This window comes from Paenibacillus sp. Negev47, from assembly GCF_058313655.1.
In genome coordinates, this window is the sequence record NZ_CM177754.1 from 5,972,233 (window position 1) to 5,990,093 (window position 17,861).

Sequence of the window (17,861 nt, forward strand, 5' to 3'; positions counted from 1 at the left end):
ACATTGGCGCACATATTAAAGGAAGCATATAGAGGAACATTAGGGGTGTTTAAAAAGGCTATGCATGAAAATAAAAACATCGGAGAGATATGAGATCCATTGATCAAGCTGAACAATTGGATGGCCACATAGCCATACATAAATAAAAAAAGCCCTTGGCCAAGGCCAAAGGCTTTTATACATATTAACGTTTGGAGAACTGAGGTGCGCGACGAGCCGCTTTAAGACCGTATTTTTTACGCTCTTTCATACGTGGGTCACGAGTCAGGAATCCTGCTTTTTTCAGGGATGCACGGTATTCCGGATCTGCTTTCAGCAAAGCGCGGGAGATACCATGACGGATTGCGCCGGCTTGACCGGAGATTCCGCCACCATGAGCAATAACAAGAACGTCATAGTTGTTGAGCGTTTCTGTCAAGTTCAGCGGTTGTTTTACGATCAGTTTGAGTGTTTCCAAACCGAAGTATTCATTAATATCACGTTTATTGATGACAATGCGTCCTTCACCCGGTACAAGGCGAACACGTGCTACCGAATGTTTACGACGACCTGTCCCATAGTATTGTACTTGTGCCATGAAACTGTCCTCCTTTTAATTAACCGCGAAGTTCGTAAACTTCTGGTTTTTGTGCTGCATGTGGATGCTCAGTACCTCTGTACGCTTTAAGTCTCAACTTCATTTTCTCGCCCATGCGAGTTTTAGGAAGCATACCGCGAACAGCCAATTCCAACATACGCTCAGGTTTGTTTTTAACCATCTCTTCAGCTGTAGTTACTTTCAAACCACCTGGGTGCATTGAGTGACGGTAGTATTTTTTACCTTGCATTTTCTTACCAGTCAATACGATTTTCTCAGCATTGATGATAACAACGAAATCGCCAGTGTCCACATGTGGAGTGAATTGTGGCTTGTGTTTGCCGCGAATCAAAGCAGCTGCTTCGCTCGCCAAACGTCCGAGGGTTTTGCCTTCAGCATCAATGATGTGCCATTGGCGCTCAACTTCGTTAGGCTTCGCCATGTACGTAGTACGCATGAAAAGTTCCTCCTTAAATGTTCAAAATCATCATTTTCATTTATCTTCGTTCGTTAAGTTATAACTTTAGGTGTTGATGGATTGTAAATTTGATGTGAACCTCTTAATTGGGGCTGTGGGAAAGCCATTAAGAAAACACAACTTTTATATTACATGATAGGCGCTTAAACCGCAAGTGTTAATTAAGCTTTTCACTCACCAAATTTAATCTTTTTTGTATTCAAGATCCCAGAGCATTAAACCACAGCTAACTGCAGTAGGTCCTGCAGCAGATCGATTACTTGCAGCAATCATATTCGGTACATCAGAGGCTTTCCGTTTGCCCTCTCCGATCTCCAGCAGTGTCCCTACAATGATGCGAACCATATGCTGCAAAAAGCCGTTACCACTCACATAAATGTGAATGACACCCTGATCACGCGGATGGTCTCTGCACATTGATCGGTCCACTTCCATCCATGCTTCGTATACCGAACGTACATGATTCTCTTTCTGAGACTTGCGTGAAGCAAAAGAGGTAAAATCATACGTCCCTATGAAATGACGCAAGCCCTCCTGCATTGCCGTAATGTCCAGCTTCGCATGATGATGATACTGCAGTCTTCTGTTGAAAACATCCGGAAATTGGTTCGCATTGACTGTATAACGATACGTTTTCTTTTTCGCTGCATAGCGAGAATGAAAATCAGCCGAAACTTCAATCGCGTCAATAACGACAATATCAGATGGTAATCTGGAGTTGAGTGCAATACACCAACGTTCAATCGGAATTTGGGACGCCGTAGGAAAATTGAAGATTTGTCTGCGAGCGTGAACGCCTGCATCCGTTCGGCCTGATCCTGTAATTTTAACAGTCTCACCGGTCAACGCACGAATGGCATCTTCAAGATGGTCCTGAATAGTATTCCCTCCCGGCTGAACTTGAAAGCCGTAATAGGCAGTGCCATCATAAGTTAACGTCATACATAAGTTCCGCATTATTACCACACCTTTGTTCCATACTATACATATCCCTATCCCGAACAGCAAAAGAAGCCCCTTACGGAGCTTCTATTACAGCACGAATTCCGAAATGAAGAGAAAAAAAGGGTTAATCCAGAATCATTTGATTCTGTCCCCTTTCCTCATCTCATCTGTTTTACGCGCGGTCTACCAGTTCCAAGTAAACCATTGGCGCTGCGTCACCACGACGAGGTCCCAGTTTCAGGATACGAGTGTATCCACCTGGACGCTCAGCGTAACGACCGGACAATTCGCTAAACAGTTTTTGGATTGCATCTTGCTCACCATCGATAGTTTCGCGGCGAACATATGCTGCCACTTGGCGACGGGCATGAAGATCTCCCTTTTTCGCTTTAGTGATCAGTTTTTCAGCAATAGAGCGAACCTCTTTTGCTTTCGCTTCAGTTGTCTGAATGCGTTCGTATAAGAACAGGTCGGTTACCAGGTCACGGAACAAAGCTTTACGTGCGCTGGAATTACGGCCCAACTTTTGGTATGCCATTGTTTTCCCTCCTTCACTTCAAGCACTCGGCTGTCTATTCTTCTGTACGGAGTCCCAAACCAAGTTCCTCAAGCTTCTCTTGAACTTCTTCCAAAGACTTACGTCCGAGGTTACGGACTTTCATCATGTCTTCTTCTGTTTTCGTAGTCAGCTCTTGCACAGTATTAATACCGGCACGTTTGAGGCAGTTGTAGGAACGAACAGAGAGATCCAGCTCTTCGATCGTCATTTCGAGTACTTTTTCTTTTTTGTCTTCTTCTTTTTCGACCATGATCTCTGCATCTTTCGCTTCGTCTGTAAGACCCACGAAGAGCATCAAATGCTCAGTCAAAATTTTAGCGCCAAGGCTTACAGCCTCTTCAGGACGAATACTTCCGTCAGTCCAAACTTCCAACGTGAGCTTGTCATAGTTGGTCACTTGACCGACACGCGTATTTTCCACAGCGTAGTTAACGCGACTGATCGGGGTGAAGATGGAATCGACTGGGATGACGCCGATCGGCTGGTCATCGCGTTTATTCCGATCTGCCTGGACGTAGCCGCGACCGCGATTGGCAAAAATACGCATGTGAAGTCTCGAACCTGGTCCAAGCGTAGCAATGTGCAAATCCGGGTTAAGGATTTCTACATCGGAGTCAGCACGGATATCTCCAGCCGTAATTGCTCCTTCGCCTTCAGCATCAATCTCGAGCACTTTCTCCTCATCCGAATGAATTTTAAGCGACAAAGCTTTCAGGTTAAGAATAACCTCCGTAACATCTTCCATTACGCCAGGAACTGTAGCAAATTCATGCAGAACGCCATCGATTTGAACCGAAGACACTGCCGCACCCGGCAGTGACGAGAGTAAGATTCGGCGAAGCGAGTTTCCAAGCGTCGTACCGTATCCGCGCTCAAGCGGTTCTACTACGAATTTCCCATAGGTGCCATCATCGTTGACGTCTACCGTCTCAATTTTCGGCTTTTCGATTTCAATCACTGCAATACCCCTCCTTCAAAACGTCGGTCCTCTATGAAACATTTACCTTCTCTTGCGAAAACATGTAGTAGTATGCCTAAACAACCATTATTAGCAGATTGTGCCGGAAATATACCACACGCAGGGGCAAATCTCATTAGACACGACGACGTTTTGGAGGACGGCATCCGTTATGCGGGACTGGAGTTACGTCTTTGATCAGGTTAACTTCAAGACCAGCAGCTTGCAAAGAGCGGATCGCTGCTTCACGGCCTGCGCCTGGTCCTTTAACCATAACCTCAACGGCTTTCATCCCATGTTCCATTGCAGCTTTGGCAGCAGTCTCAGCAGCCATTTGTGCAGCAAACGGAGTCGATTTACGGGAACCTCTGAATCCGAGGCCGCCGGAGCTTGCCCACGAAATTGCATTTCCGTGAGGATCCGTAATAGTAACGATAGTGTTATTGAAAGTGGAACGGATATGCGCCACGCCAGATTCAATATTCTTACGGTCACGACGTTTAGTACGTACGACTTTTTTCGGTTTAGCCATTTTCTCTTATCCCCCCTTATTATTTTTTCTTGTTCGCTACTGTACGACGAGGACCTTTACGAGTACGAGCATTCGTTTTCGTACGTTGTCCACGAACAGGCAGACCACGACGATGACGAACTCCACGGTAACAACCGATCTCCGTCAAACGTTTAATATTCAAAGAGATTTCTCGACGCAGGTCACCTTCTACTTTGACCTCTTTATCGATACTTTCACGCAATTTGCTGACTTCATCTTCCGTCAAATCACGAACACGAGTGTCCGGATTGATGCCTGTTGTGCTCAGAATTTTCTGGGAAGTCGTTTTACCGATTCCGAAAATATAAGTCAAGGCGATCTCAACGCGCTTATCACGTGGCAAATCCACACCAGCTATACGTGCCATTTTACGCTACACCCCCTTCTTTAACCTTGTTTTTGTTTGTGTTTCGGATTTTCACAGATAACCATAACATTCCCTTTGCGGCGAATGACTTTGCACTTTTCGCAAATCGGCTTGACCGAAGGTCTTACCTTCATGTGAATTACCTCCTCAAAGTTTTGCTAAGCAAAACCCTCTTCGTAAGCATTGACCTTGTTCTACTATTGTAAAACCGGCTTCGAAGCTTTCGCAAGTTTTGCCGGGCAAAACCCGCTACATAAGCTTCACAGTTCATTGCAACTGTCTACTACTATTTACGGTAAGTTATGCGACCTTTTGTTAAATCATAAGGTGACAACTGAACAACTACTTTGTCTCCAGTCAGGATACGAATAAAGTGCATCCGTAGTTTTCCGGAAACGTGAGCGAGAATTTGATGACCGTTCTCAAGCTCAACCTTGAATGTTGCGTTCGGTAGCGGTTCGAGAACCGTACCTTCCACTTCAATGACATCTTCCTTGGCCATTAGTCAGTCTCCTTTCTCATCAGCTTGAATGTTGGTGGATTCCAGAAATGAATGAACCGCATAGCGGAGCTTTCCATTTGTCACCCGACCACACTCGTTTAAACTGTTTACAACCTCGCTACTAATCATGGGCTGGAGTTCAAGATGAAGAAGATTCTTCTTCTTGGGTTGATCAAACTTACGTTTGTCTCCATCCGCAATATACACGAACTTACTGTCCGCTATAGCAACAATTACTGCGGCTTGGTCCGCATTGCGGCCTTTACGGATCTTCACAAGTTGACCGAGCTGCGGATTAGACTGATTGTTCATGCCTCATCACCTACGCATTCAGTTTTGTGAAAATTTCCATACCATCTGGTGTAACTGCTACGGTGTGTTCAAAGTGGGCACATAACGTTCCATCAACCGTGACGACAGTCCAGTTATCTTCCAACGTTTTCACATACCGTCTACCTACGTTAACCATCGGCTCTATGGCCAGCACCATGCCCGCTTTAAGCCGTGGTCCCCGATCGGGAAGACCATAGTTCGGAATCTGTGGTTCTTCGTGCAGATCCGCGCCTATGCCGTGACCGACATATTCACGAACTACGGAGAACCCTTCATCTTCAATATATTTCTGAATCGCATGAGATATTGTAAACAAGCGAACGTCCGGTTTTACCAGCGCCAGACCTGCGTATAACGAAGCCTCGGTAACGTCCAGAAGACGACGGGCTTCTTCGGAAATACGGCCGACCGGATAAGTCCAGGCGGAATCTCCATGATACCCCTGGTACTGCGCGCCAATGTCAAACGTAACGATATCGCCCTCGTTCAACTTGCGTTTGCCGGGAAATCCATGTACCAACTCTTCATTTACTGAAGCGCACACACTGGCAGGGAAACCGTTATAACCTTTGAAAGACGGCACAGCTCCTTGACTGCGGATGTATTGATCGGCCATATGGTCAAGTTCTCCAGTCGTAATACCGGGAGCGATATGCTCTGCCAAGAGACGATGCGTTTCCGCAACAATTCTCCCTGCTTCCCTCATCAAGCCCAGTTCCGTTTCGGACTTACCAATGATCATCAATTAACCTCTCAGTAAGGACACGATTTCTTTAGAAACTTGATCGATATCCTGTTCTCCGTTCATTTGACGAAGAAGACCTTTAGTCTCATAGAACGTGAGGAGTGGTGCTGTTTTGTTGATATACTCGTCCAGTCGGGTACCTACACTCTCTTCATTATCATCAGAGCGTTGATACAACTCACCGGCGCATTTATCACAAATACCTTCCTGCTTAGGCGGATTGAACACCACATGATAAGTGGAACCACAGTTCTTGCAAATTCGACGACCCGTCAGACGAGCGAGCAATTTGTTGCGGTCCACTTTCAGGTTGATTACATGATCGAGACCTGAGTTCAATCGATCCAGAATGCCATCGAGCGCTTCTGCTTGCGACAGGGTTCTTGGAAATCCGTCCAAGAGGAAACCTTCTCTGCAGTCAGGCTGCTGCAAACGTTCTTCAACGATGCCAATGGTCACATCATCTGGTACAAGCAATCCTTGATCCATATATTCCTTGGCTTTCAGGCCAATGGGAGTTCCCTGTTTGATCGCGAGACGAAATGCATCGCCCGTTGAAATATGGGGAATACCGAACTCTTTCACGATGACGTCTGCTTGTGTTCCTTTTCCTGCCCCAGGAGGGCCCATGAATAGGATGTTCACGTTATGTCACTCCCTCCAAGACTACCCTACATCAACAAACAGCACAATAGGTGCCGGCAAGTAAATCTTAGCTTGACCGGTACCTATTGCCTATTTATTGATAAAACCTTTGTAGTGGCGTTTGATCAATTGGCTTTCGATTTGCTTCATCGTATCCAGCGCAACACCGATAACGATCAGGAGGGATGTTCCTCCAATTTGCGCAGATTGAGGCAAACCAGAAAGTGCCCCTAAGAATACAGGCAGAACGGAAATGACTGCCAAGAAGATGGCTCCGGCCATTGTCAAACGAGTCATGACACGGGTCAGATATTTCTCGGTTGCTTTACCCGGGCGAATGCCTGGGATGTAACCGCCGTTCTTTTTCATATTATCAGCCATCTGCTGTGGATTCATCTGTACGAAAGTATAGAAGAATGTGAAACCGAAGATCATCACGACATACAGCAACATACCCAGAGGTTTGTGTGTAGTCAGGTTCTGTCCGATCCACTGTGCCCATAGGCGATCTGCCCAGAAGTTGGCGATGATCGTTGGGAACATCAACAGCGATGATGCGAAGATGACAGGGATAACACCTGCTGCATTAATTTTCAGCGGGATATGTGTATTCTGTCCACCGTACATTTTGTTACCTACGACACGTTTAGCGTACTGTACCGGAATTTTCCGAATCGCCTGCTGAATGTAAATGACCCCTATGATGATCAACACAATAACAATTGCGATGATTACACCTTTAAGAATATTCATAAACAGTTGGTCAGGTTGAATGAAGTCAGATTCGATCGTTTGTTTGATAATATTAGGCACCGTTGATAGGATACCAGCAAAGATCAAGATCGAAATCCCGTTTCCTATGCCCTTCTCGGTGATCTGCTCACCAAGCCACATCAGGAATGAAGTACCGGCCGTAAGTACAATCGCAATCAAGATATAATCTGCAAATGTAGCGTTAGGAACCATCTCTGTATTGTACAAGCGGTTGAATCCGATCGACGTACCAAACGCTTGAATCAATGCCAGCCCGATGGTTAGATAACGGGTCAACTGTGCAGATTTCTTCTTACCTTGTTCACCTTGCTTTGCCCACTCCGCTAATTTAGGAATAACGTCCATGGAAAGCAACTGTACTATGATAGACGCAGTGATGTAAGGCACGATCCCGAGCGCAAATATCGAGAACTGGAAGAGCGCTCCACCCGAGAACGTATTGAGAAGTCCAAAAACTTCTTTACCCGCAGAATTTGTCGCTTCGAACACATCTTTGTTAACTCCCGGTACGGGAACAAAGGAGCCGATGCGGTAAATGATCAGTACAAAAAGGGTAAATAATACCCTTTTGCGCAGATCTTCAACCCGCCAGATATTCTTTAGGGTCTTGAACATTAAATCACCTCAGTTGTACCGCCGGCAGCTTCAATTTTCTCAATAGCAGATTGAGAAAACTTGTTAGCTTTAACAGTCAGCTTCACAGTGACATCACCGTTACCCAGGATTTTGATTCCGGATTTAGCGTTTTTAACTACGCCGTTCGTCATCAAGAATTCTGGAGTTACTTCAGTACCCGCAGCAAAACTGTTCAGGTCTTCAGTATTCACAACTGCATATTCTTTGCGAGTTGGGTTTACAAAACCACGTTTTGGCAAGCGACGATACAATGGATTTTGTCCACCTTCGAAGCCTGGACGTACTCCACCGCCAGAACGAGCGTTTTGTCCTTTGTGACCGCGACCTGATGTTTTACCTGTACCACTACTTGGACCGCGACCAAGACGTTTACGTTCTTTGCGGGATCCAGGAGATGGTGAAAGCTCATGTAACTTCATCGTTCGTTGCACCTCCTTAAAGATTTGTGGGATTAACCCGTTATTAAGCTTCTACTTCTTTAACAGCAACCAAGTGGCTTACTTTGTTAATCATACCACGAATGGCAGGATTATCGTTTTGAACCACTTTGCTATTGATTTTGCGCAAACCCAATGTTTTCACAGTTGTTCTTTGCGTCTCCGGACGTCCGATCAAACTGCGGACGAGGGTAATTTCTAATTTAGCCATGAGAATTCCCTCCTTAACCCAGAAGCTCTTCGACGGATTTTCCGCGCAGTTTAGCCACGTCTTCAGCACGCTTCAAACGGGACAAACCTTCCAAAGTCGCATTGACCATGTTCATGGAATTCGAAGAACCCAGAGATTTTGTCAAAATGTCACCTACACCAGCAAGTTCGAGAACCGCACGTACAGGACCACCAGCGATAACACCAGTACCTTCAGATGCTGGTTTCAACAGCACGCGTCCTGCGCCGAACTTACCTGTTACCAAGTGAGGAATCGATGTTCCTACGAGTGGAACGTGTACAAGGTTTTTCTTAGCGTCTTCAATACCTTTGCGAATTGCATCAGGTACTTCGCCCGCTTTACCGATACCAGCTCCAACCCAGCCGTTGCCGTCGCCGACTACAACCAGTGCGCTAAAGCTGAAACGGCGTCCGCCTTTTACTACTTTAGCTACGCGATTAATATTTACAACTCTTTCAGTCAGTTCCAAAGTATTCGGATCTACACGCAAGTCGTTAACCTCCTTTTGAAAAATATCTTAAAACTCAAGTCCTGCTTCACGAGCCGCTTCAGCCAAAGCTGCGATACGACCATGGTACAGATATCCGCTACGGTCAAATACGATGTTGGAAACACCTTTGTCTTTCGCACGTTTAGCAACGAGTTCGCCGACTTTACGAGCTGATTCAACAGATGCGCCATTTTTGATGTCAGTGCTCAACTCTTTGTCTACAGTAGACGCGGAAGCGATTGTTACACCAGCAACATCATCGATAATTTGAGCGTACATATGTTTACCAGAACGGAATACGTTCAAACGAGGACGTGCTGCCGTTCCTTGGATTTTCTTACGAACACGAAGGTGTCTTTTCAGACGAGCCTTGTTTTTATCTGGTTTCGTAATCATCTCAAAGATTCACTCCTTTCAGGTTACCTCGCTGGCTTCAAAGCAGAAGCCACGGGGTATATTAGAAACACACGAAGCAAGCAAGCCGAAAGCCGCGCAAAGGCGGTAAGAGAAATCTTATTTCTTCTTACCGGCTTTACCTTCCTTACGGATGATACGCTCGCCTTCATATTTAATACCTTTACCTTTGTACGGCTCAGGTTCACGAACGGAACGGATTTTAGCAGCGTAAGCACCTACACGCTCTTTGTCGATTCCGCGAACGATGATTTTTGTATTCGAAGGTACTTCGAATTCGATTCCCGCTTCCGGTGTAATTTCAACCGGGTGAGAGTAACCAACGTTCAGAACGATTTTATCTCCGGATTTGCTTGCACGATATCCGACCCCAACCAATTCCAGAGATTTCGCGAATCCTTCAGTAACGCCGCTCACCATATTGTTTACAACGCTACGCGTTGTGCCGTGCAAAGAACGGTGAGTTTTGTTATCGGAAGGACGCACAACTGTGATTTCGTTATTTTCAACTGTAACCTTCATGTCCTTATGAAGCTCACGAGTCAAAGTTCCTTTAGGTCCTTTTACCGTAATAACGGTGTTGTCCAGGGTGATGTCTACACCACTTGGTACTGTGATTGGTTTGCGACCAATACGAGACATATGTTGCACCTCCTATCTTGTGACGTTATATTACCAAACGTAGCAAACGACTTCTCCGCCGGATTTCGATTGACGAGCTTCTTTGTCCGTCATGATACCTTTAGATGTCGAGATGATCGCGATTCCCAGGCCACCCAGTACACGAGGTACTTCGTTGCTTTTCGTGTAAACACGAAGACCAGGTTTACTGATTCTTTTCAGACCAGTGATAACGCGCTCGTTATTTTGACCGTATTTCAGGAAAACACGGATAATCCCTTGTTTGTTATCATCGATAACTTCAGCGTCACGGATGAAACCTTCACGCTTCAGGATATCGGCGATTTGTTTTTTCATTGTCGAAGCAGGCATTTCTACCGTTTCGTGACGAACAGTGTTCGCGTTACGAATACGAGTAAGCATATCTGCAATTGGATCAGACATAGTCATTGTGAGTTAACCTCCTTCCCGTTCAGGACTTTTTACCAGCTTGCTTTTTTCACGCCAGGGATCTGGCCTTTATAAGCTAATTCACGGAAACAAATTCTGCAAATTTTGAACTTTTGCAGGACCGAATGTGGACGTCCGCAACGCTCACAGCGTGTATATGCACGTACTTTAAACTTAGGTGTACGTTGTTGTTTAACTTTCATCGAAGTTTTTGCCACTTAGCCTGACACCTCCTAAATAATTTCGGAGAAAAGGGAGTCTTTCCAGACACCCGGAAACGTTATGCCAACATTACTTAACGAAAGGCATTCCCATTTGCGTGAGCAATTCGCGGGACTCTTCGTCTGTTTTCGCCGTTGTTACGATGACAATATCCATACCGCGGACTTTATCAACTTTATCATACTCGATCTCTGGGAAGATCAGTTGCTCTTTCAGACCCAGTGTGTAGTTACCACGTCCATCGAAAGCTTTACTCGATACACCGCGGAAGTCGCGGACACGAGGAAGCGTTACGTTGAGCAATTTATCTAGGAAGAAGTACATACGCTCACCGCGTAATGTTACTTTCACACCGATAGGCATATTCTCACGCAGTTTGAATCCTGCGATAGATTTTTTAGCACGAGTGATTACAGGTTTTTGACCTGCGATCAGTTGCAAATCGCTTACTGCGGAATCCAACACTTTAGAGTTTTGGACAGCGTCGCCCACACCCATGTTGATAACGATTTTCTCGATTTTCGGCACTTGCATTACCGTTGTATAGTTAAACTTCTGCATCAAAGCAGGAGCGATTTCTTGCAGGTAACGTTCTTTCATTCTTGATGCCATGAATCATAGCCCTCCTTTCTCATTCGGTTCAATTAGTCGATAATTTCTCCGGAACGTTTAGCAACGCGCACTTTCTTACCGTTATCCAAAACTTTGTAACCTACACGGGTTACTTTTCCGCTCTTCGGATCGATGTGCATTACGTTGGAAACGTGAATCGGAGCTTCCTTCTCGATAATGCCGCCTTGCGGATTTTGCTGGTTAGGCTTCTGGTGTTTTTTCACCATGTTAACACCTTCCACAAGGACGCGGTTCTCACGAGGATAAGCAGCGATGACACGGCCTTTTTTACCTTTGTCTTTACCGCTGATCACCATAACCGTATCTTCCTTTTTAACGTGAAGTTTGTTGTTATGGGATTCCAGAACTTTTTTCACTCTTGGCATTTCGTACACCTCCTGTTTCTAACATCACGAGATTAAGCTTTAGATAACTTCTGGAGCCAAGGAAACGATTTTCATGAAGTCTTTATCGCGAAGTTCGCGAGCAACTGGTCCGAAAATACGTGTTCCACGTGGGCTTCTGTCGTCTTTTACAACAACCGCTGCATTTTCATCAAAACCGATGTAGGAACCGTCTTTACGACGTACAGAACGTTTCGTACGAACGACAACCGCTCTAACTACATCACCTTTTTTGACAACGCCGCCTGGTGTTGCTTGTTTAACAGAACAAACGATCAGATCACCGATTTGAGCTGTACGACGTCCCGTACCGCCGAGTACGCGGATACACATCAGTTCCTTCGCACCGGAGTTGTCGGCCACAGTCAAACGTGTAAATGGTTGAATCATTTAGTATTCCTCCTTTCAGCAATGCTGCTGATGCATTAGATGATAACCGCTTTTTCTACGATTTCAGTAAGTCTCCAGCGTTTATCTTTCGAAAGCGGACGAGTCTCCATGATTTTCACCGTGTCACCGATTTTCGCAGTGTTTTCTTCGTCATGCGCTTTGAATTTTTTAGTAACCTTAATGCGTTTATGGTACAAGTTGTGTTTTTTGTAAGTTTCTACAGCAACAACAATCGTTTTGTCCATTTTATCGCTGACCACTTTACCAGTTTGCACTTTACGTGCGTTACGTTCTTCGCTCATTGTTGGCCTCCTTCCTGATTACGGACGGATTGTCCATCCTATCCCTAATTAACCGATTCCCAATTCTCTCTCACGGATAATGGTTTTAGCACGAGCTATTTCTTTCCGCACATCACGGATGCGAGTCGGGTTATCCAGCTGACCGGTAGCTAATTGAAAGCGGAGGTTAAAGAGTTCTTCTTTAAATCCGGCAATCTTTTGCTCGATTTCAGCAGAGGTTAGGTTGCGAAATTCACTAGCTTTCATTTGCTTCACCACCCAATTCTTCACGTTTCACGAACTTCGTTTTGATTGGCAGTTTGTGAGCGGCAAGACGCATTGCTTCGCGTGCAATTTCCTCCGGTACACCAGCAAGTTCAAACATGATCTTACCTGGTTTCACTACTGCAACCCATTTTTCTACGTTACCTTTACCGCTACCCATCCGAACCTCGAGAGGCTTTTGAGTGATTGGTTTGTCTGGGAAAATTTTGATCCAAACTTTACCACCACGTTTGATGTAACGAGTCATCGCAATACGAGCCGCTTCGATCTGACGGTTCGTAATCCAAGCCGGTTCCGTAGCTTGCAGACCGTATTCGCCAAAGTTCAGAGTTGTTCCGCCTTTAGCTTGGCCTTTCATATGTCCACGTTGTTGCTTACGGTGTTTTACGCGTTTTGGTACCAACATGATTAGTTGCCTCCTTCCTTAGCAGCTTGTTTCTTAGCCGTAGGAAGAACCTCTCCACGATAGATCCATACTTTTACGCCGATAAGTCCGTAAGTAGTATGAGCCTCTGCTGTACCATAGTCAATGTCAGCACGCAGTGTGTGCAGTGGAACAGTTCCTTCGCTGTAGCCTTCAGAACGTGCGATCTCAGCACCGCCAAGACGTCCGCCTACTTGAGTTTTGATACCTTTAGCACCGGAGCGCATAGTTCTTTGAATTGCTTGTTTCAGAGCACGACGGAAAGAAACACGACGTTCCAATTGTTGTGCAATGCTTTCAGCTACAAGAACAGCGTCCAAGTCTTGGTTCTTAATTTCAGAAATGTTGATGTGTACTTTTTTACCGCCAGCAATTTTCGTAATTTGGTTACGAAGATTCTCAACTTCCGAACCACCCTTACCAATAACCATACCTGGTTTAGCAGTGTGAATCGTTACGTTTACGCGGTTAGCCGCTCTCTCAATTTCTACACGAGATAAAGCGGAGTCTTTCAATTTATTTTTCAGGAATTCACGAATTCTCACGTCTTCCATCAAAAGATCACCGAAGTCTTTGCCTGCATACCACTTAGATTCCCAGTCACGGATAATTCCGACACGGAGTCCGACTGGATTTACCTTTTGGCCCACACATTTCCCCTCCTTCTACTTCTCAGATACCACCAAAGTAATGTGGCTAGTACGTTTGTTAATACGACTTGCACGTCCCATTGCACGAGGGCGGAAACGTTTCATTGTCGGTCCTTGGTTCACGTAAGCTTGCGAGATAACCAAGTTGTTAACATCCAAAGAATAGTTATGTTCCGCATTCGCAATAGCGGAGTTAAGCAACTTCTCAACGATTGGAGAAGCGGATTTCGGAGTGTGACGGAGAATGGCAACCGCCTCACCTACTTGCTTGCCGCGAATCAAGTCAACAACGAGTTGAACTTTACGAGGAGCAATCCGGATAAACTTAGCATGTGCTTTTGCTTCCATTGTGTAACCTCCTCTCAAACATTAAAGATGTTCATTTATCTTCTTGTTTTCTTATCATCATCAGTATGGCCTTTGTACGTACGGGTTGGAGCGAACTCACCCAGTTTGTGTCCGACCATGTCCTCAGTTACATACACTGGCACGTGTTTACGACCATCGTAAACGCCAAATGTGTGTCCGATGAATTGCGGGAAAATTGTAGAACGACGGGACCAGGTTTTGATTACGTTCTTCTTACCTGAAGCTTCCATCTCTTCTACCTTTTTGAGCATGTAGCCATCAATGAATGGCCCTTTTTTCAAACTGCGACCCATGTGGAGATCCTCCCTTCAAACGTAGCTATTATGCATCCGCAGATGCCTCACGAAGTTATGCACAGTGTGTATTACTTCGTGCGGCGGCGAATGATGTATTTATCAGAAGCTTTATTTTTCTTACGCGTTTTGTAACCAAGAGTAGGTTTACCCCATGGTGACATTGGCGATTTACGTCCGATTGGAGCACGACCTTCACCACCACCGTGTGGGTGATCGTTAGGGTTCATTACTACACCACGAACCTCAGGACGTTTACCCAACCAACGGCTACGACCAGCTTTACCGATTTTGATGAGCTCGTGGTCCTGGTTACCAACAGATCCGATTGTCGCGCGGCAAACTTTCAAAATACGACGAACTTCTCCGGAAGAGAGACGAACGGAAACGTATTTTTCTTCTTTACCAAGCAATTGAGCTTCTGTACCAGCAGCACGAACCAATTGTCCGCCTTTACCTGGTTTCAACTCGATGTTGTGGATAACGGTACCTACTGGAATGTTTTCGAGTGGCAGTGCGTTACCGATTTTGATGTCTGATTCCGGTCCGGAGAATACTTGATCTCCAACTTTCAAACCTTTAGGAGCGATGATATAACGTTTCTCACCATCAGCATAGTGAATCAGAGCGATGTTAGATGTACGGTTCGGGTCATACTCAATCGTAGCAACGCGGCCCGGTATTCCATCTTTAGTACGTTTGAAGTCAATGATACGGTATTTACGTTTGTGTCCACCACCATGGTGACGAACTGTAATTTTACCTTGGTTGTTGCGGCCTGCTTGTTTGCTCAACGGGGCCAACAACGATTTCTCCGGCTGATCTGTGGTGATTTCCTCAAATGTTGAAACGGACATATTCCGTCTTGCCGGGGATGTTGGTTTATACTTTTTGATTGGCACTGGGTTTCCCTCCTTACTTCAAAAATTCAATTATACAGTTTCAAAGAACTCAAGCGTTTTGCTGTCTTTTGTAAGCGTTACAAACGCTTTTTTCCATTCGCTAGTATATCCGGAATAACGTCCGTACCGTTTTGGCTTAGCTGGAACACGAAGCGTGTTCACGTTTTTCACTTTTACATTGAAAATAGCTTCTACTGCCTTTTTGATCTCGGTTTTGTTTGCACGGATATCGACTTCAAATACATATTTCAAGTCGTTCATCATGTCAGCAGTACGTTCCGTAATAATCGGACGTTTTACAATATCACGAGGATCCTTCATTACGCGAGCACCTCCTCTACCTTCTGAACTGCTTCTTTCGTAATGATCAATTTGTCGTGCGAAAGCACGTCAAGAACATTAATGCCGTCAGCAGCTACGAATTTCACGCCTGGAATATTCCGTGCGGAAAGAGCTACATTATCATCATAGCTAGGAGCTACGATCAAAGCTTTACGTCCCACTTTGAGGTTACTCAAGATGGCTGCAAATTCTTTAGTTTTAGGCGTGCTCAACGTGAGAGCGTCCAAAACGATAATGTCATTGTCAAGCACTTTGGATGAAAGGGCTGATTTGATCGCCAAGCGGCGAACTTTCTTAGGCAGTTTATACGCATAGCTCCGTGGTGTTGGACCAAATACGATACCGCCGCCTTTCCATTGTGGTGAACGAATTGAACCTTGACGAGCGCGACCTGTACCTTTTTGTTTCCAAGGCTTACGTCCACCGCCACGTACTTCAGAACGTCCTTTTACTTTGTGGGTACCTTGACGAAGGGAAGCGCGTTGCATAAGAACTGCATCGTACAGAACGTGTTGGTTCGGCTCAATTCCGAAAACCGCATCGTTCAATTCAACTTCACCTACTTGGCTACCATCTACATTGTAAACTGATACTTTTGGCATTTTGTGTTCCTCCTTTCTTCAGTGGTTATTTTTTCACCGTTTCTTTAACTCTGATGAGACTGTTTTTCGGTCCAGGAATGGAACCTTTCACGAGCAACACGTTACGCTCAGCGTCTACTTTAACTACTTCAAGACGTTGGATTGTAACAGTATCATGTCCCATGTGTCCTGGCAGGCGTTTGCCTTTAGGAACGCGGTTAGCTTGGATCGAACCCATTGAACCAGGGCCACGGTGGTAACGCGAACCGTGTGACATAGGTCCAGTGCTTTGTCCCCAACGTTTGATAACGCCGGCAAAACCTTTACCTTTAGAAATACCCGTTACGTCAACGAATTCGCCTTCAGCGAAAATGTCAGCTTTCAGTTCTTGGCCAACTTCATATTCTGCGATGTTGATACCGCGAACTTCACGAACGTAGCGCTTAGGGGCAGTGTTCGCTTTTTTAGCGTGACCTGCTTCTGGCTTGTTAGCATTTTTCTCTTTCTTATCGGAGTAACCGATTTGAATTGCTTCATAGCCATCATTCTCAATGTCTTTCTTTTGCAAAACAACACAAGGGCCTGCTTCGATAACCGTTACTGGTACAACGTTACCCTCAGGTGTAAATACTTGAGTCATTCCGAGTTTTTTTCCTAAGATTGCTTTCATGTTGACACCTCTTTTCCTTTATACATGGTCTTTGTTGTAGCTTATATTACAATTTAATTTCGATATCTACACCGGACGGCAGATCCAAGCGCATCAAGGCATCCACAGTTTGTGGAGTCGGGTTAACGATGTCGATCAAACGCTTATGTGTGCGTTGTTCGAATTGCTCCCGAGAATCCTTGTACTTGTGCACCGCACGAAGAATAGTAATGATTTGTTTTTCAGTAGGAAGCGGAATCGGACCGGATACACCTGCACCCGAACGTTTTGCTGTTTCAACAATTTTCTCCGCGGATTGATCAAGAATTCTGTGGTCGTAAGCTTTCAAACGAATACGAATTTTTTGCTTTGCCATTTTAGTCCCTCCTTCTATCGCCCAATTTTTATCGGACATACTCCGTGAAAATTTTCTAGCCACTGTCCCATGGCAAAGGGGCCGGGTGTGCCAGTAACCTCTCACATCATCGCAACGTCACAGAACAACATTCATTATTATATAGAAAAGATGGGCGTATTGCAAGCATATTTAAGAAAAACATTTAAACTTATCTTTTCTGATGAAATGACTTCGTTTACTGCAGTGTTTATCTTCAATATCCAGGCTGCCTTGCCAATCCTTCTAAACTCGTAAATGATGTTCATTTTGCATGACGCAGGTTCCGAAACTTTACACATAATAAAAGAGTTCTCTATCCGATGTCGGATAAAGAACTCTTCCGA

Annotated in this window: 34 protein-coding genes; all 34 read right to left on the minus strand. The window is 45.2% G+C overall.

Annotated elements, in window-relative coordinates:
* Nucleotides 1-184: 184 nt before the first annotated feature.
* The 34 genes from rpsI to rpsJ all read right to left on the minus strand — a co-directional run bounded on the left by rpsI (nt 185) and on the right by rpsJ (nt 17,496).
* A complete protein-coding gene (rpsI, locus tag AC4G47_RS26895; RefSeq protein WP_017692105.1) occupies nt 185-577 on the minus strand; it encodes a 30S ribosomal protein S9 in 393 nt (130 codons plus the stop codon).
* A 19-nt stretch (nt 578-596) separates the two neighbouring features.
* Nucleotides 597-1,034, minus strand: a complete 438-nt coding sequence (gene rplM / locus AC4G47_RS26900; RefSeq protein WP_024633564.1) for a 50S ribosomal protein L13 — start codon at nt 1,032-1,034, stop codon at nt 597-599.
* Nucleotides 1,035-1,238: 204 nt separating this feature from the next.
* Nucleotides 1,239-2,012: a tRNA pseudouridine(38-40) synthase TruA gene (gene truA, locus AC4G47_RS26905; protein ID WP_491103616.1), complete on the minus strand. Its 774-nt coding sequence runs from the start codon at nt 2,010-2,012 to the stop codon at nt 1,239-1,241.
* Nucleotides 2,013-2,172: 160 nt separating this feature from the next.
* The gene (gene rplQ / locus AC4G47_RS26910) at nt 2,173-2,538 is read right to left on the minus strand and encodes a 50S ribosomal protein L17 (RefSeq protein WP_017692102.1); all 366 of its coding nucleotides are present in this window, start codon (nt 2,536-2,538) and stop codon (nt 2,173-2,175) included.
* A gap of 34 nt (nt 2,539-2,572) precedes the next feature.
* Nucleotides 2,573-3,517, minus strand: coding sequence for a DNA-directed RNA polymerase subunit alpha (locus AC4G47_RS26915; RefSeq protein WP_017692101.1), 945 nt, complete (start codon nt 3,515-3,517; stop codon nt 2,573-2,575).
* A gap of 136 nt (nt 3,518-3,653) precedes the next feature.
* Nucleotides 3,654-4,049 (minus strand): 30S ribosomal protein S11, encoded by a 396-nt coding sequence (gene rpsK, locus AC4G47_RS26920; protein WP_017692100.1) that lies wholly within the window; start codon nt 4,047-4,049, stop codon nt 3,654-3,656.
* Between the two features lie 19 nt (nt 4,050-4,068).
* The gene (rpsM, locus tag AC4G47_RS26925; protein ID WP_062329455.1) at nt 4,069-4,437 is read right to left on the minus strand and encodes a 30S ribosomal protein S13; all 369 of its coding nucleotides are present in this window, start codon (nt 4,435-4,437) and stop codon (nt 4,069-4,071) included.
* A gap of 20 nt (nt 4,438-4,457) precedes the next feature.
* On the minus strand, nt 4,458-4,571 hold the full coding sequence (gene rpmJ, locus AC4G47_RS26930) for a 50S ribosomal protein L36 (RefSeq protein WP_003333770.1): 114 nt from the start codon (nt 4,569-4,571) through the stop codon (nt 4,458-4,460).
* A gap of 152 nt (nt 4,572-4,723) precedes the next feature.
* On the minus strand, nt 4,724-4,939 hold the full coding sequence (gene infA / locus AC4G47_RS26935) for a translation initiation factor IF-1 (RefSeq protein WP_017692098.1): 216 nt from the start codon (nt 4,937-4,939) through the stop codon (nt 4,724-4,726).
* A 3-nt stretch (nt 4,940-4,942) separates the two neighbouring features.
* On the minus strand, nt 4,943-5,251 hold the full coding sequence (locus AC4G47_RS26940; protein WP_458124240.1) for a hypothetical protein: 309 nt from the start codon (nt 5,249-5,251) through the stop codon (nt 4,943-4,945).
* A gap of 10 nt (nt 5,252-5,261) precedes the next feature.
* Nucleotides 5,262-6,014 (minus strand): type I methionyl aminopeptidase, encoded by a 753-nt coding sequence (gene map, locus AC4G47_RS26945; protein ID WP_062836189.1) that lies wholly within the window; start codon nt 6,012-6,014, stop codon nt 5,262-5,264.
* A gap of 3 nt (nt 6,015-6,017) precedes the next feature.
* On the minus strand, nt 6,018-6,662 hold the full coding sequence (locus AC4G47_RS26950) for an adenylate kinase (RefSeq protein WP_145326568.1): 645 nt from the start codon (nt 6,660-6,662) through the stop codon (nt 6,018-6,020).
* Between the two features lie 90 nt (nt 6,663-6,752).
* Complete coding sequence (gene secY, locus AC4G47_RS26955) at nt 6,753-8,051, minus strand: preprotein translocase subunit SecY (RefSeq protein WP_047841120.1); 1,299 nt, start codon at nt 8,049-8,051, stop codon at nt 6,753-6,755.
* On the minus strand, nt 8,051-8,491 hold the full coding sequence (gene rplO, locus AC4G47_RS26960; protein ID WP_062836188.1) for a 50S ribosomal protein L15: 441 nt from the start codon (nt 8,489-8,491) through the stop codon (nt 8,051-8,053). The genes secY and rplO overlap by 1 nt, the downstream gene beginning before the upstream one ends.
* A 43-nt stretch (nt 8,492-8,534) precedes the next feature.
* A complete protein-coding gene (gene rpmD, locus AC4G47_RS26965; RefSeq protein WP_017692092.1) occupies nt 8,535-8,720 on the minus strand; it encodes a 50S ribosomal protein L30 in 186 nt (61 codons plus the stop codon).
* Between the two features lie 13 nt (nt 8,721-8,733).
* Entirely contained in the window at nt 8,734-9,231 is a 498-nt protein-coding gene (rpsE, locus tag AC4G47_RS26970) for a 30S ribosomal protein S5 (RefSeq protein WP_017692091.1), read from the minus strand.
* 27 nt (nt 9,232-9,258) lie between these two features.
* Entirely contained in the window at nt 9,259-9,627 is a 369-nt protein-coding gene (gene rplR, locus AC4G47_RS26975; protein WP_017692090.1) for a 50S ribosomal protein L18, read from the minus strand.
* A gap of 117 nt (nt 9,628-9,744) precedes the next feature.
* Nucleotides 9,745-10,287: a 50S ribosomal protein L6 gene (rplF, locus tag AC4G47_RS26980; protein ID WP_017692089.1), complete on the minus strand. Its 543-nt coding sequence runs from the start codon at nt 10,285-10,287 to the stop codon at nt 9,745-9,747.
* 30 nt (nt 10,288-10,317) lie between these two features.
* Nucleotides 10,318-10,716, minus strand: a complete 399-nt coding sequence (rpsH, locus tag AC4G47_RS26985; protein WP_017692088.1) for a 30S ribosomal protein S8 — start codon at nt 10,714-10,716, stop codon at nt 10,318-10,320.
* A 32-nt stretch (nt 10,717-10,748) separates the two neighbouring features.
* Nucleotides 10,749-10,934, minus strand: coding sequence for a type Z 30S ribosomal protein S14 (locus tag AC4G47_RS26990; protein WP_013312154.1), 186 nt, complete (start codon nt 10,932-10,934; stop codon nt 10,749-10,751).
* 73 nt (nt 10,935-11,007) lie between these two features.
* Nucleotides 11,008-11,550, minus strand: a complete 543-nt coding sequence (gene rplE / locus AC4G47_RS26995; RefSeq protein WP_221825249.1) for a 50S ribosomal protein L5 — start codon at nt 11,548-11,550, stop codon at nt 11,008-11,010.
* A gap of 32 nt (nt 11,551-11,582) precedes the next feature.
* Nucleotides 11,583-11,936 (minus strand): 50S ribosomal protein L24, encoded by a 354-nt coding sequence (gene rplX / locus AC4G47_RS27000; protein ID WP_017692086.1) that lies wholly within the window; start codon nt 11,934-11,936, stop codon nt 11,583-11,585.
* Nucleotides 11,937-11,975: 39 nt separating this feature from the next.
* Nucleotides 11,976-12,344 (minus strand): 50S ribosomal protein L14, encoded by a 369-nt coding sequence (gene rplN / locus AC4G47_RS27005; RefSeq protein ID WP_017692085.1) that lies wholly within the window; start codon nt 12,342-12,344, stop codon nt 11,976-11,978.
* Nucleotides 12,345-12,379: 35 nt separating this feature from the next.
* A complete protein-coding gene (rpsQ, locus tag AC4G47_RS27010) occupies nt 12,380-12,646 on the minus strand; it encodes a 30S ribosomal protein S17 (RefSeq protein WP_017692084.1) in 267 nt (88 codons plus the stop codon).
* Between the two features lie 48 nt (nt 12,647-12,694).
* Complete coding sequence (gene rpmC / locus AC4G47_RS27015) at nt 12,695-12,892, minus strand: 50S ribosomal protein L29 (protein WP_017692083.1); 198 nt, start codon at nt 12,890-12,892, stop codon at nt 12,695-12,697.
* Nucleotides 12,882-13,316, minus strand: a complete 435-nt coding sequence (rplP, locus tag AC4G47_RS27020) for a 50S ribosomal protein L16 (RefSeq protein WP_017692082.1) — start codon at nt 13,314-13,316, stop codon at nt 12,882-12,884. The genes rpmC and rplP overlap by 11 nt, the downstream gene beginning before the upstream one ends.
* A 2-nt stretch (nt 13,317-13,318) precedes the next feature.
* Nucleotides 13,319-13,984, minus strand: a complete 666-nt coding sequence (rpsC, locus tag AC4G47_RS27025) for a 30S ribosomal protein S3 (RefSeq protein ID WP_036607182.1) — start codon at nt 13,982-13,984, stop codon at nt 13,319-13,321.
* 15 nt (nt 13,985-13,999) lie between these two features.
* Nucleotides 14,000-14,332: a 50S ribosomal protein L22 gene (gene rplV / locus AC4G47_RS27030; protein WP_024633583.1), complete on the minus strand. Its 333-nt coding sequence runs from the start codon at nt 14,330-14,332 to the stop codon at nt 14,000-14,002.
* Nucleotides 14,333-14,367: 35 nt separating this feature from the next.
* On the minus strand, nt 14,368-14,646 hold the full coding sequence (rpsS, locus tag AC4G47_RS27035) for a 30S ribosomal protein S19 (protein ID WP_062836183.1): 279 nt from the start codon (nt 14,644-14,646) through the stop codon (nt 14,368-14,370).
* 71 nt (nt 14,647-14,717) lie between these two features.
* Nucleotides 14,718-15,548: a 50S ribosomal protein L2 gene (gene rplB, locus AC4G47_RS27040; RefSeq protein WP_024633585.1), complete on the minus strand. Its 831-nt coding sequence runs from the start codon at nt 15,546-15,548 to the stop codon at nt 14,718-14,720.
* Nucleotides 15,549-15,578: 30 nt separating this feature from the next.
* Complete coding sequence (rplW, locus tag AC4G47_RS27045) at nt 15,579-15,869, minus strand: 50S ribosomal protein L23 (protein ID WP_017692077.1); 291 nt, start codon at nt 15,867-15,869, stop codon at nt 15,579-15,581.
* Nucleotides 15,869-16,492, minus strand: coding sequence for a 50S ribosomal protein L4 (gene rplD / locus AC4G47_RS27050; RefSeq protein ID WP_017692076.1), 624 nt, complete (start codon nt 16,490-16,492; stop codon nt 15,869-15,871). Before rplD ends, rplW begins: the two co-directional genes overlap by 1 nt.
* A gap of 25 nt (nt 16,493-16,517) precedes the next feature.
* Nucleotides 16,518-17,141 carry a 50S ribosomal protein L3 gene (rplC, locus tag AC4G47_RS27055; RefSeq protein ID WP_458124242.1) on the minus strand — a complete coding sequence of 208 codons (624 nt, stop codon included), beginning with the start codon at nt 17,139-17,141 and terminating at the stop codon, nt 16,518-16,520.
* A 46-nt stretch (nt 17,142-17,187) separates the two neighbouring features.
* Nucleotides 17,188-17,496: a 30S ribosomal protein S10 gene (gene rpsJ / locus AC4G47_RS27060; protein ID WP_017692074.1), complete on the minus strand. Its 309-nt coding sequence runs from the start codon at nt 17,494-17,496 to the stop codon at nt 17,188-17,190.
* Nucleotides 17,497-17,861: the final 365 nt, after the last annotated feature.

What these genes read in the sequence shown, in the direction of transcription:
- rpsI (WP_017692105.1), bottom strand. Translation starts at nt 577, where the DNA reads ATGGCACAAGTACAATACTATGGGACAGGTCGTCGTAAACATTCGGTA.
- rplM (WP_024633564.1), bottom strand. Translation starts at nt 1,034, where the DNA reads ATGCGTACTACGTACATGGCGAAGCCTAACGAAGTTGAGCGCCAATGG.
- truA (WP_491103616.1), bottom strand. Translation starts at nt 2,012, where the DNA reads ATGCGGAACTTATGTATGACGTTAACTTATGATGGCACTGCCTATTAC.
- rplQ (WP_017692102.1), bottom strand. Translation starts at nt 2,538, where the DNA reads ATGGCATACCAAAAGTTGGGCCGTAATTCCAGCGCACGTAAAGCTTTG.
- rpsK (WP_017692100.1), bottom strand. Translation starts at nt 4,049, where the DNA reads ATGGCTAAACCGAAAAAAGTCGTACGTACTAAACGTCGTGACCGTAAG.
- rpsM (WP_062329455.1), bottom strand. Translation starts at nt 4,437, where the DNA reads ATGGCACGTATAGCTGGTGTGGATTTGCCACGTGATAAGCGCGTTGAG.
- rpmJ (WP_003333770.1), bottom strand. Translation starts at nt 4,571, where the DNA reads ATGAAGGTAAGACCTTCGGTCAAGCCGATTTGCGAAAAGTGCAAAGTC.
- infA (WP_017692098.1), bottom strand. Translation starts at nt 4,939, where the DNA reads ATGGCCAAGGAAGATGTCATTGAAGTGGAAGGTACGGTTCTCGAACCG.
- AC4G47_RS26940 (WP_458124240.1), bottom strand. Translation starts at nt 5,251, where the DNA reads ATGAACAATCAGTCTAATCCGCAGCTCGGTCAACTTGTGAAGATCCGT.
- map (WP_062836189.1), bottom strand. Translation starts at nt 6,014, where the DNA reads ATGATCATTGGTAAGTCCGAAACGGAACTGGGCTTGATGAGGGAAGCA.
- secY (WP_047841120.1), bottom strand. Translation starts at nt 8,051, where the DNA reads ATGTTCAAGACCCTAAAGAATATCTGGCGGGTTGAAGATCTGCGCAAA.
- rplO (WP_062836188.1), bottom strand. Translation starts at nt 8,491, where the DNA reads ATGAAGTTACATGAGCTTTCACCATCTCCTGGATCCCGCAAAGAACGT.
- rpmD (WP_017692092.1), bottom strand. Translation starts at nt 8,720, where the DNA reads ATGGCTAAATTAGAAATTACCCTCGTCCGCAGTTTGATCGGACGTCCG.
- rplR (WP_017692090.1), bottom strand. Translation starts at nt 9,627, where the DNA reads ATGATTACGAAACCAGATAAAAACAAGGCTCGTCTGAAAAGACACCTT.
- rplF (WP_017692089.1), bottom strand. Translation starts at nt 10,287, where the DNA reads ATGTCTCGTATTGGTCGCAAACCAATCACAGTACCAAGTGGTGTAGAC.
- rpsH (WP_017692088.1), bottom strand. Translation starts at nt 10,716, where the DNA reads ATGACTATGTCTGATCCAATTGCAGATATGCTTACTCGTATTCGTAAC.
- rplE (WP_221825249.1), bottom strand. Translation starts at nt 11,550, where the DNA reads ATGGCATCAAGAATGAAAGAACGTTACCTGCAAGAAATCGCTCCTGCT.
- rplX (WP_017692086.1), bottom strand. Translation starts at nt 11,936, where the DNA reads ATGCCAAGAGTGAAAAAAGTTCTGGAATCCCATAACAACAAACTTCAC.
- rplN (WP_017692085.1), bottom strand. Translation starts at nt 12,344, where the DNA reads ATGATTCAACCATTTACACGTTTGACTGTGGCCGACAACTCCGGTGCG.
- rpsQ (WP_017692084.1), bottom strand. Translation starts at nt 12,646, where the DNA reads ATGAGCGAAGAACGTAACGCACGTAAAGTGCAAACTGGTAAAGTGGTC.
- rpmC (WP_017692083.1), bottom strand. Translation starts at nt 12,892, where the DNA reads ATGAAAGCTAGTGAATTTCGCAACCTAACCTCTGCTGAAATCGAGCAA.
- rplP (WP_017692082.1), bottom strand. Translation starts at nt 13,316, where the DNA reads ATGTTGGTACCAAAACGCGTAAAACACCGTAAGCAACAACGTGGACAT.
- rplV (WP_024633583.1), bottom strand. Translation starts at nt 14,332, where the DNA reads ATGGAAGCAAAAGCACATGCTAAGTTTATCCGGATTGCTCCTCGTAAA.
- rpsS (WP_062836183.1), bottom strand. Translation starts at nt 14,646, where the DNA reads ATGGGTCGCAGTTTGAAAAAAGGGCCATTCATTGATGGCTACATGCTC.
- rplW (WP_017692077.1), bottom strand. Translation starts at nt 15,869, where the DNA reads ATGAAGGATCCTCGTGATATTGTAAAACGTCCGATTATTACGGAACGT.
- rplD (WP_017692076.1), bottom strand. Translation starts at nt 16,492, where the DNA reads ATGCCAAAAGTATCAGTTTACAATGTAGATGGTAGCCAAGTAGGTGAA.
- rplC (WP_458124242.1), bottom strand. Translation starts at nt 17,141, where the DNA reads ATGAAAGCAATCTTAGGAAAAAAACTCGGAATGACTCAAGTATTTACA.
- rpsJ (WP_017692074.1), bottom strand. Translation starts at nt 17,496, where the DNA reads ATGGCAAAGCAAAAAATTCGTATTCGTTTGAAAGCTTACGACCACAGA.